The 17,619-nt window shown below is 63.7% G+C and carries 16 protein-coding genes, 1 tRNA gene and 1 pseudogene; 15 read left to right on the top strand and 3 right to left on the bottom strand.

Annotated features, from left to right (window positions below; genetic code table 11):
- Positions 1–117 precede the first annotated feature (117 nt).
- From NFX52_RS10720 to NFX52_RS10665, 12 genes and pseudogenes are all read left to right on the top strand, one after another.
- Entirely contained in the window at positions 118–459 is a 342-nt protein-coding gene (locus tag NFX52_RS10720) for a DUF1090 family protein (RefSeq protein WP_082437615.1), read from the top strand.
- 207 nt (positions 460–666) lie between these two features.
- The gene (locus tag NFX52_RS10715) at positions 667–876 is read left to right on the top strand and encodes a hypothetical protein (RefSeq protein ID WP_010459877.1); all 210 of its coding nucleotides are present in this window, start codon (positions 667–669) and stop codon (positions 874–876) included.
- A gap of 364 nt (positions 877–1,240) precedes the next feature.
- Positions 1,241–2,446 (top strand): tyrosine-type recombinase/integrase, encoded by a 1,206-nt coding sequence (locus NFX52_RS10710; protein WP_055401615.1) that lies wholly within the window; start codon positions 1,241–1,243, stop codon positions 2,444–2,446.
- An 828-nt stretch (positions 2,447–3,274) separates the two neighbouring features.
- Positions 3,275–3,511, top strand: coding sequence for a helix-turn-helix domain-containing protein (locus tag NFX52_RS10705; RefSeq protein WP_156358845.1), 237 nt, complete (start codon positions 3,275–3,277; stop codon positions 3,509–3,511).
- An 827-nt stretch (positions 3,512–4,338) separates the two neighbouring features.
- On the top strand, positions 4,339–4,599 hold the full coding sequence (locus NFX52_RS10700; RefSeq protein WP_055401620.1) for a hypothetical protein: 261 nt from the start codon (positions 4,339–4,341) through the stop codon (positions 4,597–4,599).
- A complete protein-coding gene (locus NFX52_RS10695) occupies positions 4,596–4,838 on the top strand; it encodes a hypothetical protein (protein WP_055401622.1) in 243 nt (80 codons plus the stop codon). The genes NFX52_RS10700 and NFX52_RS10695 overlap by 4 nt, the downstream gene beginning before the upstream one ends.
- 87 nt (positions 4,839–4,925) lie before the next feature.
- Positions 4,926–5,408 (top strand): annotated as a pseudogene (locus tag NFX52_RS10690) (JAB domain-containing protein); the annotation flags it as partial.
- Between the two features lie 9 nt (positions 5,409–5,417).
- The gene (locus NFX52_RS10685) at positions 5,418–6,308 is read left to right on the top strand and encodes a hypothetical protein (protein ID WP_156358846.1); all 891 of its coding nucleotides are present in this window, start codon (positions 5,418–5,420) and stop codon (positions 6,306–6,308) included.
- 200 nt (positions 6,309–6,508) lie between these two features.
- Entirely contained in the window at positions 6,509–6,739 is a 231-nt protein-coding gene (locus NFX52_RS10680) for a helix-turn-helix transcriptional regulator (protein ID WP_055401628.1), read from the top strand.
- On the top strand, positions 6,736–7,239 hold the full coding sequence (locus NFX52_RS10675; RefSeq protein ID WP_055401630.1) for a hypothetical protein: 504 nt from the start codon (positions 6,736–6,738) through the stop codon (positions 7,237–7,239). Before NFX52_RS10680 ends, NFX52_RS10675 begins: the two co-directional genes overlap by 4 nt.
- 9 nt (positions 7,240–7,248) lie before the next feature.
- Positions 7,249–7,545 (top strand): hypothetical protein, encoded by a 297-nt coding sequence (locus NFX52_RS10670; RefSeq protein ID WP_156358847.1) that lies wholly within the window; start codon positions 7,249–7,251, stop codon positions 7,543–7,545.
- Positions 7,542–10,460, top strand: a complete 2,919-nt coding sequence (locus tag NFX52_RS10665) for a DUF927 domain-containing protein (RefSeq protein ID WP_055401635.1) — start codon at positions 7,542–7,544, stop codon at positions 10,458–10,460. The genes NFX52_RS10670 and NFX52_RS10665 overlap by 4 nt, the downstream gene beginning before the upstream one ends.
- A 1,093-nt stretch (positions 10,461–11,553) precedes the next feature.
- On the opposite strand, the gene NFX52_RS10660 is transcribed toward NFX52_RS10665, so the two are convergent.
- Positions 11,554–11,638 (bottom strand) — tRNA-Leu (locus NFX52_RS10660).
- 40 nt (positions 11,639–11,678) lie between these two features.
- Between NFX52_RS10660 and cysM the strand changes: the two genes are divergently transcribed.
- The 3 genes from cysM (at position 11,679) to NFX52_RS10645 (ending at position 13,491) form a co-directional block, all read left to right on the top strand.
- Positions 11,679–12,581: a cysteine synthase CysM gene (gene cysM / locus NFX52_RS10655; RefSeq protein WP_055401636.1), complete on the top strand. Its 903-nt coding sequence runs from the start codon at positions 11,679–11,681 to the stop codon at positions 12,579–12,581.
- Positions 12,582–12,679: 98 nt separating this feature from the next.
- Complete coding sequence (locus NFX52_RS10650; protein ID WP_055401638.1) at positions 12,680–13,258, top strand: NUDIX domain-containing protein; 579 nt, start codon at positions 12,680–12,682, stop codon at positions 13,256–13,258.
- Between the two features lie 5 nt (positions 13,259–13,263).
- The gene (locus NFX52_RS10645) at positions 13,264–13,491 is read left to right on the top strand and encodes a sulfurtransferase TusA family protein (RefSeq protein ID WP_010459874.1); all 228 of its coding nucleotides are present in this window, start codon (positions 13,264–13,266) and stop codon (positions 13,489–13,491) included.
- 99 nt (positions 13,492–13,590) lie between these two features.
- Here NFX52_RS10645 and galU read toward each other — a convergent pair whose 3' ends face one another.
- Complete coding sequence (gene galU / locus NFX52_RS10640; protein WP_055401640.1) at positions 13,591–14,478, bottom strand: UTP--glucose-1-phosphate uridylyltransferase GalU; 888 nt, start codon at positions 14,476–14,478, stop codon at positions 13,591–13,593.
- Positions 14,479–14,575: 97 nt separating this feature from the next.
- A complete protein-coding gene (locus NFX52_RS10635; RefSeq protein WP_055401642.1) occupies positions 14,576–17,473 on the bottom strand; it encodes a valine--tRNA ligase in 2,898 nt (965 codons plus the stop codon).
- Positions 17,474–17,619 lie beyond the last annotated feature (146 nt).

Here is a 17,619-nt window from a genome sequence, read left to right as displayed (position 1 = left end):
CCCCTGAAGCCGCTCAGGGTCGCCTGTGACGCCCGACCATGTCCCGCGTGTGGCATCGAGGTCGCCCGCGCCAATTGCTGTCATGCTCAGCCCCCACTCCCTCAGGTACTTACTTGTATGCGTTTCAGCGGCTATTGCACTTTGGTCATCGCGATAACCGTGGCAGGTTTCGCCATTGCACAGTCCGCGAATCCGGTGGACAACCACACGTCGTGCACTGCAGAAAAGGCTGACGTCGAAAAACGCATGGACGTCGCGCGATCCAAGGGGCAGATGCTGCTACGTAGGCAACTGGCTGACCAACTGGCGGCGCTGCAATCGAGTTGTCAGCCGCTCGCGGTTGATCAGGGCCACACGGCGAATATTGAAAGGCTGGAGAAGGAAGTCCGAGCGCTCAGGGCAGAGCTTGAAGCTGCCGAGGAGCAGTTGCGCAAGTTGAAAAGCGAAGCAAATCGCTAGACGATGAATGGGCTGCAGGAGCCGCGCCACGGGCCGCAGACTCGGCGTCACGCTGCGGGGTGAGAGATTTCCATGCCAGATGGCAGCCGTAAAAATGAACCCGGGGTGTGGGGCTGGTTGGGCTCTGTGTGCCGGTGACTGCGGCCTCGCAGACCCCTCCAAAAAATAACGCGCTGAAAATGGCACTTTAGAAAATGGAAAGCCCCTGTGAATCAACCTGTTGCCCATGCCGAGCTGATCGCCACTTTCAAAAGGGCGCAGGCTGACGCCGCTCACAAGCAGGGCCTCATCAAGGCTGTCGGCGCCAAGGGCCCAAAAGCCATTCAGGCGGCTGTCGATACGGCGGCCAAAGCAGCGAAGCGCAGGGATTCGTATGCGGAAAAGCTCGCTGCGCTGGGGGTGGTTCTCAAGGATTGAGCGGGGCACTGCGATGGCCTCTGCCACGACAAGGCGATCGGTATCGCAGAGGTACTGGCTGTGGGCACCGGGAACATATCAATGTGCCCCCTTTTTTGAAAATGTGCCCCTAGATATGCCCCCACCCGTTGCGGATGGGATGGATAGGTCTGGGCGGGTCTGGGCGGGTGTGGGCAGCTAAGGTCCTGATTTCCAAGGCGCAAGAAAAAAGTCCGCAAGAGCCTGCGCTCTTACGGACTTGTTCGTGGTGCCGGGGCCGCACCCAAACTCTGCCTCGGAACCCGCATGAATGCTGGGTGTGGTTTGACTTTTTGCGGAATGTACCCCCAAATGTACCCCCAGACTGCGAAGGATACCCCCCACCATGAAGCTGACAGACGCCAAACTGCGCAACCTGACCGAGCCCGGTAAGCACTTCGACGGCGGCGGGCTGTTCCTGGATGTGACCAAGGCGGGCGGCAGGTACTGGCGCTTGAAGTATCGGCACGGCGGCAAAGAGAAGCTGTTGGCGCTGGGCGTGTATCCCGCCGTGGGGCTCAAGGATGCACGCGAGCAGGCTGCAGACGCCCGCACAGTGCTGGCCAGCGGCGGCGACCCCGGCGCATTGCGCAAGGCAGGCAAGGCGCAGGCCGCCCACGAAGCGGCGAATACCTTTGAAGCCGTGGCCCGCGACTGGCACCAGCACCAGGCGGGCCGGTGGGAGCCTGACACCGCCGGGCGCATCCTGGCATCGCTGGTGGCTGACATATTCCCCACGCTGGGTGCCCGGCCCATGGCCAGCATCAAGCCGGGTGAAGTGCGGGAAGCCATCGTGAAGATCGAGAAACGGGGTGCAGCCGACCAGGCGGGCCGCGTGCTGCAGCGTGTGAAGGCCGTGTACCGCTGGGCGGTGATCCATGAGCGCATCGCCACGAACCCCATGCTTGACCTGGTGCTGTCTGAAATCCTCAAGCCCCGCGAGGTGCAACACCGCGCCGCCATGGCAGACAAGGAGCTGCCCGAATTCCTGAAGAAGCTGGACGCATATGAAGGCGACCCCCACACGGTGCACGCCTTGCGCATGGTGATCCTCACGGCCACGCGCCCGGGTGAGGTGCGCGGCGCACGGTGGGCAGAGTTCGACCTAGACGCGGCGCTGTGGGTGATCCCTGCCGAGCGTATGAAGATGCGGGCAGAGCATCGCGTGCCCCTGTCGCGCCAGGCCGTGGAGGTGCTGCGCAGCATGCAGGCCTTGAGCGGTGGGCGTGAGCTGGCCTTCCCGAGCCCCGTCTACCCCAGCAAGCCTCTGAGCGAAAACACCTTCAATTCGGCCCTGGCCCGCATGGGCTACAAGAACACGGCCACGGCCCATGGGTTCCGGGCGCTGTTCTCCACGGTGGCCAATGAGTGCGGCTGGAACCCCGATGTGATCGAGCGCCAGCTTGCCCACAAGGAGCAAAACGAAATCCGGGCGGCCTACCACCGCAGCACCTACATGAAGGACCGCGAGCGCCTCATGCAGTGGTGGGCGGACTACCTGGACGGCCGCAAGGCGGGCAACGTGGTGAAGATGCCCACCAGGGCCGCATGACTGAAAACCTGGAACCGAATCGAGTGTGAAAAGCAGGAACCACAAAGGGCCGCAGGGCCCTTTTTTCATGGGCGCATGGGGCTGCTTAGGATTTCCTTCGGCACTATGAACGCCAAAAGTGCCGGGGACACGGGGACAAATGGCCCGAATCCAGCAGCCATGCGGGTTTGCAGGAAATACCTACCGGGGACAAACCGGGGACGGGCCGGGGACAAAGCGGGGACAAAGGGAATATTTATTGAATAGTGAAATTCATTCATACATTCATACCCATTGAACCCCGCCCCAGCCCTTCAAAGGGTGCCCGCTCTGCCCATCTACTGACGGGCAACGCTGCCACGGCAGCGCAGCGGTGCAGGATGCGCGGCGCCTGGCTGTGTTGCACACGCATGCACATCGGTGGAAATGAGCGCGTGAGGGCCTTCCCTTGGCGCCACCACCTGCGGGCGGCCCAGCATTTTTAGGGTCATGACGTAGCAAAAATTCTTATTGAGAATCATTCCCTAAATTTGCCGATTGCTCGGATCCGACTGAGCCCCGTGGGAAAACGCTCTGCGGAACGTTCGCGCCGCGCTTCTGTGCAATGGGCGGGGCTCTGTCGTATCGCTGTGGATAACTTTTCCCGCTATGGTGCACAAAAAATAAGCAAATGCACATCGCCTGCAAACCCGCATGAATGCTTGGTTTCCCGGTAATGTGCTGAAGTTGTCCACAATGCGCACCATATACGACGAGCGTTATGTTAAATAGTGTGCGTGTTTGCATATGTTTTAGCACACTATCGGGAGTGGTGCGACAATGCTGCGCATGCCAAACCACGAAACCCCCATGACGATTGAAGAACTGGACGTGGCCCTGCAGTCGCTGGGCTGGAAGGTGAGCGAGTTTTGCCGGGCCACGGGCTTGCACCGCAACACGCCCAGCCGCTGGCGCAATGAGGGTGTGGAGATACCCGCATGGGTGCCGAAACACCTGGGCCTGCTTTTGGAGTTGCAGCGCTTACATGCCGCCTACCTTGTGCCGCCCAAGGTGGGTGGCGAGTTCAGCCAGGGGGTAGCTGACTGAGCTTTCGACGCGCATAGGCTGCACGTGCAGTGGCTCGCGCTCGCTCCCTGTTGGCGGCCCGGCGTGCGTTCACCTTCGCCCGGTGTGTCTCTGGATTGGTCGCGTAGGCGGCGCGGCGTTGGGCGTTGCGTTCGTCCCTGCGACGTAGTTCATGCCTGCGGTCGATGGCCTTGTATCGCTCTGGATCGGCGGCCCTGCGAGCGCGTTTCTGTATGGTTTGCGTCCTGCGCCAATCGTCGGACTGCCGCGCTCTCCAAGCTCTGAAATAGGCTCTGCGTGCCTCGCGCTGGTCTTCGGTTATCTCGCTCTGCTCAATCTCCGCTTGCGCGAATCTGAACCGCTGGAGTGCAGCCTTTGCAAGCGCTCGCTCCTCCCCGAACTCACGATGGAACCAGCGCTCATGCCCTGCTGGATCGCCGTTGCGTGGCGTCTCTAGCCCAACCGTATACACGACCCGCGCAGGTGCCTGCCACATGCGGCGGCGCAACTCGGCCACTTCATCTTCCATGCGTGATCGCCAGCCCTTCACAACGCGCGAATCATAGGTAGCCATGCCTGCCTCCTCCGTGCATAATGCCTTCAACCCCCGACCGGGGCCGGTGCGTAAGAACACCTTTTGGACAAGCGGCGCAACCTCCCCGATAGTGAGGTTTTGTCACGTCTGTATTCAGTGCGTGCGGCATTCGGCCGTACGCTTGGTTTCGGGCGGGATGGCCACAGCGGTAACGCCTGGCGCACGGCTTGTCCCGTGTTCTTAACATCCCGTCCACCCCATGCGCGTAGGAACGCATGCGGTGGTTTCAAGTCTCGACAAGGAGCAAGAAGCCATGACACCCGTCCTCCCCCTGGCCAGCCGCAGCGCTGCGCCCACCAGCTCGCAAGGCGCCCGCCTTGGAGCCCCCACAGACCCTATTCAGTTGTATGCCGATGCGCACAACGCTCTGGCCATGGCGCTGCACTACCTGCGCCAGCCTGAGGCGAATGTGCCAGGCGCTGCCCGCAAGGCAGTGCAAGCCCTGGCCGCGCTGCGCAGCCTGGGCAGTGCAGACGTGTGCACAAGCCCCTGCACGCAAGGGGGTGCAGCATGAGTGGCATCGCCTTCATCACGCGCCAGCATGAAGCCGGATCGCTACGGGTGCGCGAGTCGTCTGCAAACCTGCCCGGCGGCGTGCATTTGAGCATCGCTGCAACGCGGTCAACTCGCCTTGTCGATTTGTGCATGTCGCGTGACTTCATGAGCGTGCATCTTGAGTTCTCACCCGAGCAAGCGCGGGCCGTGGCTGCTGAGCTGCTGGCCGGTGCTGATGCGCTGCAAGGTAGGGCCTGAACCATGACAACTACAGCCACCACCAGAGCCCCGAAGCGCCCGGTACCGCTCCCGCGTCCAAGGGCTGGGGAATCCATGCACGCCTATGGCGTGGCTCATGGATCCAGCAGTTTGCGCCGTGGACTGCGTGCCCGTGAGAGCGCCGTGATTGAGCGGGCTCTTGAGATTCTTGGGGCATACATACGCGGACCCGGGGACGTGTTTGACAGCTCCGATTTTGTGAAACAGTACTTGATGTTGCATCTGGCTGGCGAGCCGTGCGAGCACTTCGCAGTGCTGTACCTGGATGCCCAAAACAGGGGCATCGCTTTCGAGCGGCACTTCTCAGGAACCCTCACGCAAACGAGCGTGTACCCCCGTGAGATTGTTTGTGCAGCTCTGCAGCACAGAGCGGCTGCGGTTGTCCTGGCCCACAACCACCCAAGTGGTAGCTTGCAGCCCAGCAGGGCAGATGAAGCCCTAACCCACACCCTGAAACAGGCGCTGGCGCTTGTTGATGTGCGCGTGCTGGATCATGTGATCGTGGGTGGCACGCAGGCGCTGAGCATGGCAGAGCAAGGTTTGATCTAAGGGGAAATCATGGCTGTTGATCTTCGATGGCGTGACGCTATGGCGATATGGGGTGCACGTAGGGTCTTCACCCCAGTGCAAAAACAGGCTGGGTGGCCCGAAGCCATGGAGCCCCAACATCTGGCAGCGCTGCAGCGACCTTGGGACCAGGGGGACAACAAGGGGCGCAGCGGTTGCTTGGCATTGCGAGATGCGATAACTGAGGCTTGCACCACCGGGCAGTTGGAGTGTGTGGCACTTTCGGTGGAGCCCCCAGAGCGCCAGCAGGACGATGATGTATTCCGCCCAATCCCAATGGTCGCTGATCGCTGGGCAATTGACGCCAAGCCGGAATGGACTGAAAGAGAGTTCCTCGGTGGCACGCTACGGACGCAGCGACGGGTGCCCCAGCAGCCCCAGCGCAGCCCTTCTGCGCAGACGGCGAGGCTTGAATACCGCATAGGTGCTCAGGCTTTCGCTGCATGGCTTACGGCGCAGCAGTTGGAGCCGAGCCCCCATGTGTTCGCGTGGTTCGCCGTGCGTGGTGTGGCGTGGCCACCCGCGAGTGCCGATACCAAAGCGGGTGAGGATTCGCCTTTTCCCTTGTCCGATTTCCCTGCGCTGGTGGCTTATCGCAAGGCCAACACTAAGGGTGAAGGCGGGAGTAAGAAGGGGCCAAGCTGGGCGATTGGTAACCAGATCGACGTTGGCAAGGCAGAGCTTGCCCGGCGCATGGCTGCTGGTGTCATGGAATCTGAGGCCCTGAATGCTATGGGCCGTGAGCTTGGTATCGGTGGAGCTGCACCCCGAACGCCGCTCAAAAAAGCGCTGTTCAGCGACCGCAAGCGGTCTCCCCCGGTGAAAGTGGCCTCCCCGTTACCTGGCGTGGTCCAAGTGCGTTCCGGCAGAAAGACGGCATAGCTCCGTTTCATCGTTTCAGGGTGCCACGCAGGGTGCAGGGGCCCGCCTTCTGGCGAGCGCCCTGCACTCTGTGCGGGCTGCTGCGGACGCATGCTCCTTAAATGCACCGCGACGTATTCAGGGTGCATTGCTGAAAGTCTCGCCATGCCCTGCGTGCACCACAACGGATGCACCGGCAAACATGAAAGGACTTTCCCCTCATGCAAGTGGTTCACACCGTCAAACCCGTTGTTCCGCGTGATCGGCTGCTGCGTCTGCCCGACGTGGAGGCAACCACCGGCTGCAAGAAAAGCACCATTTACAAGCTCATGAAAGAAGGCAAGTTCCCGCCCTGCGTGCGCATCACTGCACGCATGGCTGCGTGGCCTGAATCTGCCGTGCTGGCCTGGGTGCAAGCTCGCATTGCAGGGGCTCAGGAGGTGCAGAAATGAGCCGCCCGACTGTACAAGATGGCGCTGCATCCAAGGTCCTGAATGCAGCCCATGATGCCGCCCGCGTGCGTTTGCAGCGTGACGCCGAGCGCATGTCTGCGGCAGTGCCTGCCGATGGGGTGCTTTTTTCTGCGCTGTGGCGGCGCAAGGGGCATGCGCCAGTACGGGTGCTTTTGCTCTGGCCTGGCTGGCTGCTGGAACTGGACCCAGAAACCGGGGAAATCATTGCCGAGACGGACGCTGCCGAAATGTATGCGAAGCGCCCGGAGGCTGCGGCCTTTGTGGAGCGCCGGGCGCATGGCAGACCCTTACTGACCGTGAGGTATCAGCCCCCGGGCGCTGAGCGGCGCCGGGTCACTGTAGATGCCCGCTGCGTGATGCGGGTGCATAGCGTGAGGTCCGGCGATCTGCTGGCTGAATCGGAGCCGGGAAAGCCCCGCGCACTGCGTGCTGGTTTCGTGGTCCTGGCGGCAGATGACCTTTCGCCACGGTACACGTGAGGGGCTGAAATGTTAGTACCAAAGCCCCAAGACGACACCCGCCCCCTGCAGGCTGTTCGTGTGGCGGACTTCCTCGAAAAGCACCCCGCCAGCACGCAAAAGGAAATAGACGCCGTGTGTGACACCGGTTGCATTTCCAAGGTGCTTTCCGACATGGAGCGCATCGACCTTTACGGCATGGGCTACGGCCTTGCACGCGGCTGGCGAGAGGTGCCCTGTGCTGGTGGCACCCGCACCCGCAAGGTGCGCACCTACACGCTGTTGCATCGCCCACGCGCCCAGCCCGACCTATTCATGCCCTCATGACACGAACAACCATCACCCCCGGCCTGATCCGCGCTGCCCTGGCGCACATCCCCGCCAGCCTGTCGCGTGACGAATGGGCGCGGGTGGGCATGGCCATCAAAAGCGAGTTCCCCGACGCCACGGGCCAAGACCTGTTCGAGGCATGGAGTGCGACCGCAGACGGGCATGACCCACGCGCCACGCGCAGCACTTGGCGCAGCATCAAGGCAGGCGGCGGGGTGGGCATCGGCACCCTGCTGCACCTGGCCAAAGAACACGGCTTTGTGCTGCCCAAGGCCAGCGAAGCCCCGGCCGCCCCGAGCCCCGAGGTGCTGGCGCAGCGTGAACGCGAGAGGGTAGAGCGCCAGCAGGCAGAGCAAGCTCGCCAGCAGGCCGCCCACGCGGCTGCAGCGGCCGATGCGGTGGCACAGTGGGATGCTGCCAGCGATACCGGCGCCAGCCCCTATCTGACCCGCAAGGGTGTGCAGGCCCACGGTGTGCGCTTTGCTCCCGATGGCTGCGTACTGGTGCCCCTGCGCGATGCTGCGGGGGCTCTGTGGAACCTGCAACGCATAGCACCAGAGCGCCCGGCCGATGGCACCGACAAACTGTTTTTGAAGGGCGGGCGCAAGTCGGGGCTGTGGCACTGGTGCGGTGATCCTGCGGGGGCTCCGGTGCTGCTGGTTGCCGAGGGCTACGCCACGGCCGCCAGCGTGCACCAGGCCACCGGCCGCCCCGTGGCTGTGGCCTTTGATGCGGGCAACCTTGCCCACGTTGCCAAGGCCCTGCGCCAGCAACACCGCACCGCGCTGCTGGTGCTGTGTGGCGATGATGACCGCGCCACCGAAGCCCGCACCGGCACCAACACCGGCCGCGTGAAGGCCGAAGCCGCAGCCCGTGCCGTGCGCGGCCTGGCGGTGTTCCCCGAGAGCCTGCCCGATGGTGGCAGCGACTTCAACGACATGCACCAGGCGCAGGGCCTGCAGGCCGTGGGCGCCTGCGTAGAGGCCGCCATTGCAGCGCACCAGGCAGAGCAGGGCGAACGCGCCCAGCAGGCCGCGCAAAGCACCAAAGGAGGCAAGGACAGCACACGCACACCACGCGAGCCCCACGGAGCCGATGGTGGGCACGGCGGGGGCAATGAGCCCCCCAGCGACGGCCGCCCGTTCGACCCCTTCACCGTCAACGATTCGGGTGTGTGGTATGCGGGCGTGGACAAGGAGGGGCAACCCAAGGCCCCGCAATGGGTGTGCAGCCGCCTCGATGTGCAGGCCCTGACCCGCGACCAGGACGGCGCAGGCTGGGGCTACCTGCTGGCCTTTGCCGACCCACTGGGCAAGCCCAAGCAATGGGCCATGCCCGCCCGCATGCTGTCTGGCGACGGGGGCGAATACCGCGCCGCGCTGCTGAACATGGGGCTTCGCATTGCCCCATCGCCTGCAGCCCGCAACCTGCTGACCCAGTACATACAGACCCGCCAGCCGGGCGAGTTTGCAAGCTGCACCGACCGCATCGGCTGGCACGGCCGCGCCTTTGTGTTGCCCCATGAAACCATCGGCGACGATGCCGAGCGCATCGTGTTCCAGAGCGAAAGCCAGATGGAAAACACCTTCCGCGTAAAGCACGATGCAGCCGCCTGGCGTGAACGCATCGGGGCTCTGTGCGTGGGTAACTCCCGGCTGGTTTTTGCGGTGGCCTGCGCCTTTGCGGGGCCGCTGCTGCGCCCTGCAGGCATGGAGAGCGGGGGCTTTCACATCCGGGGTGATAGCAGCAGCGGCAAGACCACGGCGCTGCGCCTGGCTGCCAGCGTGTACGGCGGCCCCAGCTACATGCAGCGCTGGCGCACCACCGACAACGCGCTTGAAGCCATCGCCGCGCAGCACTGCGATTCATTGCTGATCCTGGATGAACTTGCGCAGGTAGAGGGCAAGGTGGCGGGCGAGTGCGCCTACATGCTGGCCAATGAACAGAGCAAGGCACGCGCCACCCGCAACGGTGCACCACGTGCCCGCCTGTCCTGGCGCCTGCTGTTCCTGTCGGCTGGCGAGCTGGGGCTGGCTGACCACATGGCCGAAGGCATGAAGCGCACGCGCACGGGTCAAGAAGTGCGGATGGCGGACATACCGGCCGATGCAGGCGCGGGGCTGGGGGCTTTCGAGCATCTGCACGACTTTGCGGGCGGGGCTGCGTTCTCCAGCCACTTGGCCCGTGAGGCGCAGGCATGCCACGGCGCACCAGGCCGGGCCTTCGTTGAATGGGCCTGCTCCAATGCCGACAGCCTGCCCAAGCGCCTGCGCACGGCTGTGCAGACGCTGGCCCGGGAGTGGATACCGCAGGGAGCATCGGGCCAGGTGGAGCGCGTGGGCGCCCGCTTTGCGCTGGTGGGTGTGGCTGGCGAACTGGCCACCGAAGCGGGGCTTACGGGCTGGCCAGCGGGCGAGAGCGAACGCGGTGCACGCGCATGCTTTGACGCATGGCTGGCTGCCCGTGGTGGCGCTGGCAATGGTGAGGTGGTGGCCATGCTGCGGGCTGTGCGCCGGTTTCTGGAGACGCACGGCGATGGGCGCTTTGCCATGTGGCACCGGGCTGCTGATGACCACGCCCCCAAGACTCTGCAACGTGCCGGCGTGCGCCGCATGTTGAATGCCGATGGTGAGCCCATCAAGAGCGACCCCGAGCACCAGCGGGAGTATGGCGAGCGCATGCCCGCCACGCTGGGCGAGGGCGTCAGCTTTGAATACTTCGTGTTGGCTGAAACGTTCAAGGCTGAAATCTGCCAGGGCTTCGACCATCTGGCTGTGTGCCGCGTGCTGGAGTCGCACGGCTGCCTGACCGTGAAGGAACCCGAGCGCTACAGCGTGAGCACCAGGCTGCCCGGCATTGGCAAGGTGCGGTGCTATCAGATACCGCCTGCCATCTTTGAACTGGATCTGTGAGCGGTAGCCCGGCCGGGGCTTTGCGTGCTCGCCCTGCGGCTGCAGCCATGCCGTGCCGCCCGTGAGGGGCGGGGGCGGGAGCTCCCTTCGCGCTGTACATGCCCGGCTTACGGCATCTGGTGCCAAGGGGAAGGGCGCGGCCCTGGTCATTGATCTGGTGCGGGGCTCGCCCCGTCCCCCGTGTCTCTCGCTGCCGTGTGCAGCGGGTCCCTCCTGGCCCCTTCACACAAGGGTAATTCGCACCCCATTGGTGGGCGAGTGGATCGCGTTTGGAAAGGGTGGACGGTGGACGGTGGACACATGCAGCCTCCGGCCGTGGGTCCTTCCTGGGTGGCCCAAGCGCGGGTAATTCGAGCCGCGTTGCCGCGCTGTTCTACGGGGCTCTATAGGGGCTTAAGTGAAGGCAGTGCATCAATTGCCGGACGGCTGCGCACGTCAGTGGATTCATTTGTCCCCGGTGTCCCCGGCAGAATTGCGTTTGTCCCCGGCGCTACCGGGGACAGCTTTCTTCAATGATGACAATGGGTTACGTGCGATTTTTGGTTTGTCCCCGGTGTCCCCGGTAAAAAAGGGGTAACCCCCGAAGGAATTGCAGCGCCCGCGCTCAACTGGGCACCCGAAGGGGTCGGCAACGCCGCACGTCAGGGGGACCGGTAACCCCCCGTCGCGGGTCCTTCCCCGGTTCCCTTGATGCGGGTAATTCGCACCCCACAAAATTTCTAGTCCTGGCCGCTGGCAAGAGGTAAGTAAGCATGGCCTGGGTGGGGCGGTGCTTGGGTCCTTCCCCGGTGGTCCCGGTGCGGGTAATTCGAGCCGCGTTGCCGGACTGTTGCGGGACTCTCCCTAGGGGGGTTGTATTGTGGTGTGGCGTCCCTCGGCGTGGCATCTATTCTGGGGCGCCGCTGCCTATGGCTGCACCCTGGGGGTATCGGGGTCATGTACCCCCACTTTTCCAAAATGCACCCCCAAATGTACCCCCACGTACCCCCGGATTCCGGCACACTTCGGCGCACTTATATGCACTAGTCAAAGCCGCTTCCCATAGGGGAAAAGAAAAAGGCCGCACGGTTATGGAACCGTACGGCCTTATCTGTGGTGCCCGGGGCCGGAATCGAACCGGCACGCCTTGCGGCGGGGGATTTTGAGTCCCCTGCGTCTACCAATTTCACCACCCGGGCTGGAATTCGTGAAGCCCCAAATTATGGCACAGTAGGGCGCATGAAATATCCGACGATTGAAGATGCAGTGGGTAACACCCCTCTGGTCGCTTTGCAGCGCATTGGGGCCAAGGACAACGCGGCGCGCGGCAATGTGGTGCTGGGCAAGCTGGAGGGCAACAACCCTGCCGGGTCAGTCAAGGACAGGCCCGCGCTGTCGATGATCCGCCGGGCCGAGGAGCGTGGCGACATCCGCCCCGGCGACACGCTGATCGAGGCCACGTCGGGCAACACCGGCATTGCGCTGGCGATGGCGGCGGCCATCAAGGGTTACCGCATGGTGCTCGTGATGCCCGAAGACTTGTCCATCGAACGCGCACAGACCATGAAGGCCTTTGGTGCCGAACTTGTGCTCACGCCCAAGAGCGGCGGCATGGAGCACGCACGCGACCTGGCCGAGGCCATGCAAAAGCGCGGCGAGGGCAAGGTGCTCGACCAGTTCGGCAACCCCGACAACCCACGCATCCACTACGAAACCACCGGCCCGGAGATCTGGGAGCAGACGGGCGGGCGCATCACGCACTTTGTGAGCGCCATGGGGACCACGGGCACCATCACCGGCGTGTCGCGTTTCCTCAAAGAGAAGAACCCTGCCATCCAGATCATCGGCGCGCAGCCAGAGGAAGGCTCGCGCATCCCGGGCATCCGCAAGTGGCCGCAAGAGTACCTGCCCAAGATCTATGACCCGAGCACGGTGGACGAGCTGGTCTATGTGAACCAAGACAGCGCCGAAGACATGTGCCGCCGTCTCGCGCGCGAAGAGGGCATCTTTGCAGGCATCTCTGCCGCAGGCGCGTGCTGGGTGGCGCAGCAGATTGCGGCGCGCGACAGCAATGCCACCATTGTGTTCATCGTGTGCGACCGGGGCGACCGGTATCTGTCTACCGGTGTGTTTCCGGCGTGACAGGCGGCCGTCGGCTGCCGGGTTCGAAGGTTTTAATGAAATTGGCTGCTAGCGCTTGATGGATAGGCGCTAGCAGCTATAAAAATGATAGCTCTACCATGCACTACGAAGTCCGCCACTGCACCCACTGCGGTACCGCGCTACAGCCCATCACCCTGGCCGAAGACGGAGGCGACAAGGAGCGGCTGCGCTGCCCCGCCTGCGGCTGGACCCACTGGAACAACCCCACGCCCGTGCTGGCAGCGATTGTCGAGATCGACGGCAAGGTGCTGCTGGCGCGCAACGCGGCCTGGCCGGGCAAGATGTTCGCGCTGATCACCGGCTTCATGGAGGCAGGCGAGTCGCCCCAGGAAGGCATTGCGCGCGAGGTGAAGGAGGAAACCAACCTCGACGTGCAGTCCACCACCCTGGTGGGCGCCTATGAGTTCCTGCGCATGAACCAGATCATCATTGCCTACCATGTGGTGGCCACGGGGCAGGTTCAGTTATCGCCCGAGCTGGTGGATTACCGGCTGTACGATCTGGCAGACCTCAAATGCTGGCCGGCGGGCACGGGCTACGCGCTGGCCGACTGGCTGCGCACCAAGGGGCACGAGCCGGTGTTTTTTACCGCTGAAGAAAATGCAGAACGGCGGCGCGGCCTGGACGAACAACCGCCGCAGCCGCCAAAGGATTGACGACCATGGACATTCACAAAGAAATCGACACCCGGGGCCTGAACTGCCCCTTGCCCATCCTCAAGGCCAAGAAGGCGCTGTCCGACATGGCCAGCGGCCAGTTGCTGAAGGTGGTGGCCACCGATGGCGGGTCGCTGCGGGATTTTCAGGCGTTTGCCAAGCAGACGGGCAACGAGCTGGTGGAGCAGCAGACGGTGGGCGAGGAATACATCCACATCCTGCGTCGTCGGTAGATTTAAGAAAAAATAGCTGCCAGCGCTCTATGGATAAGCGCTGGCAGCTATTAATTTGGAAGCGTTTGAGGCGCTTCCAGTGTGAGCCCGGACTGTGGCTTACAGCGCCAAGGTCTTCAGATATTCCCGGAACTGCGCGCCCACCTGCGGGTGCTGCAATGCCAGTTCCACCGTCGCTTCCAGAAACCCTTCCTTGCTGCCGCAGTCGTAGCGCTTGCCTTCGTACTGGAAGGCGTACACGGCTTCGTGCTGCATCAGGCGGGCAATGCCGTCGGTGAGCTGGATCTCGCCGCCCACGCCGCGTGGCTGGTTGCGGATCTCGTCGAACACGCCGGGCGTGAGGATGTAGCGGCCGGCCACGCCCATGCGCGAGGGGGCGACATCGGCCTTGGGCTTTTCCACGATGCGTTCAATGCGGATCAGCGGGCCGCCAGCGGGCTCGCCGGCCACGATGCCGTATTTGTGGACCTGGTCTTCCGGCACTTCCTGCACCGCGATGACCGAGCGGCCTTGCTGGCGGAAGGCGGTGGCCATCTGGGCCAGCACGGGCTGGCCGCCTGGGGGGCCCACCATCAGGTCGTCGGCCAGCAGCACGGCAAAGGGCTCCTTGCCCACCAGCGGCTCGGCGCACAACACGGCGTGGCCCAGGCCCAGCGAGCGGGGCTGGCGCACGAACGCGCAGTCCATGTCGTCGGGCTGGATGGAGCGCACCAGCGCCAGCAGTTCCTTCTTGCCGGCGGCTTCGAGTTCGGCCTCCAGCTCATACGCCGTGTCGAAATGGTCTTCGATGGCGCGCTTGCTGCGGCCGGTCACGAAGATCATGTGGCGGATGCCAGCGGCATAAGCTTCTTCCACAGCGTACTGAATCAGCGGCTTGTCAACCACGGGCAGCATTTCCTTCGGAGACGCCTTGGTGGCAGGCAGAAAACGGGTGCCCAGGCCAGCGACGGGAAATACGGCTTTGCGAACGGTGGTGGCAACAGTCATGAGACTCCTTGAGTGAAGACAGGGATTCGGGGTGTTGTGGTCGTCGTGGATATGCAAGTGTCAGGCCAGAGTTGCCCGGCCTTTCACTTTTGTTCTCTCAGCCCAGGCGGCCCAGCTGGTCGCGCAGGCGGGTCAGCGTGGCGCCGAAGTCAGCGATGCGCTTCTTTTCCTGGTCGATCACGGCCGGTGGGGCCTTGGCCACAAAGGCTTCGTTCGAGAGCTTGTTGTTGGCCTTGGCGACTTCGCCTTCGATGCGGGCGATTTCCTTGGACAAGCGGGCCTTCTCGGCGGCCACGTCAATCTCCATGTACAGCGCCAGCCGAGCTTCGCCCACCACGGCCACAGGTGCTGCCTGCGCGGCAGCGGCCCAGGCGGCCTCGTCGTCAAACACCTTGACCTCGCTGAGCTTGGCCAGGGCCTGCAGCACCGGGCCTACGCCGCGCATGAAGTCGGTGTCGCCCACCGTGTACAGCGGCAGGCGGGTGGACGGGGACACATTCATTTCGCCACGCAATGCGCGGCAAGCGTCCACCAGCCCCTTCACGCGGCCCATGTGGGCTATTGAAGCCTCGTCGATCTTGTCCAGTTGCGCCTGAGGGTAGCGGGCGATGCTGACCGATTCGCCGGGGATTCCGGCCACAGGCGCCACCACCTGCCACAGGGCTTCGGTGATGAACGGGATGATGGGGTGGGCCAGGCGCAGGATGGCTTCGAGCGTGCGGATCAGCGTGCGGCGCGTGGCGCGCTGCTGCGCTTCGGTGCCGTTCTGGATCTGCACCTTGGCGATCTCCAGGTACCAGTCGCAGTACTCGTTCCAGACAAAGTCGTAGATTGTGTTGGCCACGTTGTCCAGGCGGTATTCCTCAAAGCCCTTGGCGACTTCGGCCTCGGTCTTTTGCAGCAGCGAGCTGATCCAGCGGTCGGCCTGGCTGAACTGCATGTAGCCGTGGGCAGAGCCTCCGGGCTGGCATTCTTCCTTGGTGTGCTCTTTCAGGCCGCAATCCTGGCCTTCGCAGTTCATCAGCACAAAGCGGCTGGCGTTCCAGAGCTTGTTGCAGAAGTTGCGGTAGCCCTCGCAGCGCTTGCTGTCAAAGTTGATGCTGCGGCCCAGCGACGCCAGTGCGGCAAAGGTGAAGCGCAGCGCATCGGCGCCATAGGCCGGGATGCCCTCGGGGAACTCCTTTTGCGTGTTCTTGCGCACCGTGGGCGCAGTCTCGGGCTTGCGCAGGCCGGTGGTGCGCTTGTCGAGCAGCGGCTCCAGCGCAATGCCGTCGATCAGGTCCACCGGGTCGAGCACGTTGCCTTCGGACTTGGACATCTTCTTGCCCTGCGCGTCGCGCACCAGGCCGTGGATGTACACGTGCTTGAACGGCACGCGGCCGGTGAAGTGCGTGGTCATCATGATCATCCGGGCGACCCAGAAGAAGATGATGTCGTAGCCCGTGACCAGCACGGTGCTGGGCAGGTAGAGGTTGAAGTCGTCGGTGTCGGCGGTGCCTTGGTTCGGCCAGCCCATGGTGCTGAAGGGCACGAGCGCGGACGAGTACCAGGTGTCCAGCACGTCTTCATCGCGGCGCAGCGTCTTGCCGGGGGCCTTGGCCTGGGCTTCGGCTTCGTCGCGGGCCACGATCACGTTGCCGTCTTCGTCGTACCACGCCGGGATCTGGTGGCCCCACCACAGCTGGCGGCTGATGCACCAGTCCTGGATGTTGTTCATCCACTGGTTGTAGGTGTTCACCCAGTTCTCGGGCACAAAGGTCACTTCGCCACTGGCCACGGCATCGATGGCCTTTTGCGCAATGCTCTTGCCGGTGGCGTCGCCTTCGCCCACCTTGCTCATCGCCACGAACCACTGGTCGGTCAGCATGGGCTCGATCACCTGGCCGGTGCGGGTGCAGATCGGCACCATGAGCTTGTGCTTCTTCACCTCGACCAGCGCGCCGATGGCCTCGAGGTCGGCCACCACGGCCTTGCGGGCCACAAAGCGGTCCATGCCCTGGTACTTGGCGGGCGCGTTCTCGTTGATGGTGGCTTGCAGGGTCAGCACCACGATCATGGGCAGCTTGTGGCGCTGGCCCACGGCGTAGTCGTTCTGGTCGTGCGCAGGCGTTACCTTCACCACGCCCGTGCCGAACTCCTTGTCCACGTACTCGTCGGCGATCACCGGGATCTGGCGGTCGCACAGCGGCAGGTTCACCATCTTGCCGATCAAGTGCGTGTAGCGTGAATCCTCGGGGTGTACCATCAGCGCCACGTCGCCCAGCATGGTTTCAGGCCGGGTGGTGGCCACCGTCAGGCTGCCCGATCCATCGGCCAGCGGGTAGGCGATGTGCCAGAGCGAGCCGTCTTTTTCTTCGCTCTCGACTTCCAGGTCGGACACGGCGGACTGCAGCTTGGGGTCCCAGTTCACCAGGCGCTTGCCACGGTAGATCAGGCCCTGCTCATACAGCTTCACGAAGGTGTCGGTCACCACGGCGCTCAGCTTGTCGTCCATGGTGAAGTATTCGCGGCCCCAGTCCACGCTGTCGCCCATGCGGCGCATCTGCGTGGTGATGGTGTTGCCGGACTTTTCCTTCCACTCCCACACCTTGCTCACAAAGTTCTTGCGCGCCTCGGGCGGGGTGGTGCCCATGTCGTAGCGGCTGATGCCTTGCTCCTGCAGCTGGCGCTCCACGACGATCTGCGTGGCGATGCCCGCGTGGTCGGTGCCCGGCACCCACACCGTGTTGAAGCCACGCATACGGTGGTAGCGCGTGAGGCTGTCCATGATCGTCTGGTTGAACGCATGGCCCATGTGCAGCGTGCCCGTCACATTAGGCGGGGGCAGCTGGATGGAAAAGGCGGGCTCGTCCGCCTGGGGCTGGCCCGTGCCACGGTGGCCTGCGGTGCCATACCCGCGCTTTTCCCATTCGGGGCCCCAGTGGGCTTCCAGCGCGGCGGGTTCAAAGGACTTGGACAGGCTGTCGAGGCCGGGTTGTGCTTGGGGCGTGCTCATGGGGTTTGGCAGAAGGAAGAGGCAGGCACAGGGCGTGCCTCAACGGTCAAGAGGGTGGACCGGGCATTTTACGGGAGCGCCAGCCGGTCTTCCCCTGCGCTCGCATCCCACCGGCATTCCGTCTGTCGGGCATTTCTCGCCAATTG

Source organism: Acidovorax facilis (assembly GCF_023913775.1).
Classification (GTDB): domain Bacteria; phylum Pseudomonadota; class Gammaproteobacteria; order Burkholderiales; family Burkholderiaceae_C; genus Acidovorax; species Acidovorax facilis.
Note: the sequence above shows the minus strand (reverse complement) of the source record. Positions and strands in the feature narration are given on the sequence as shown.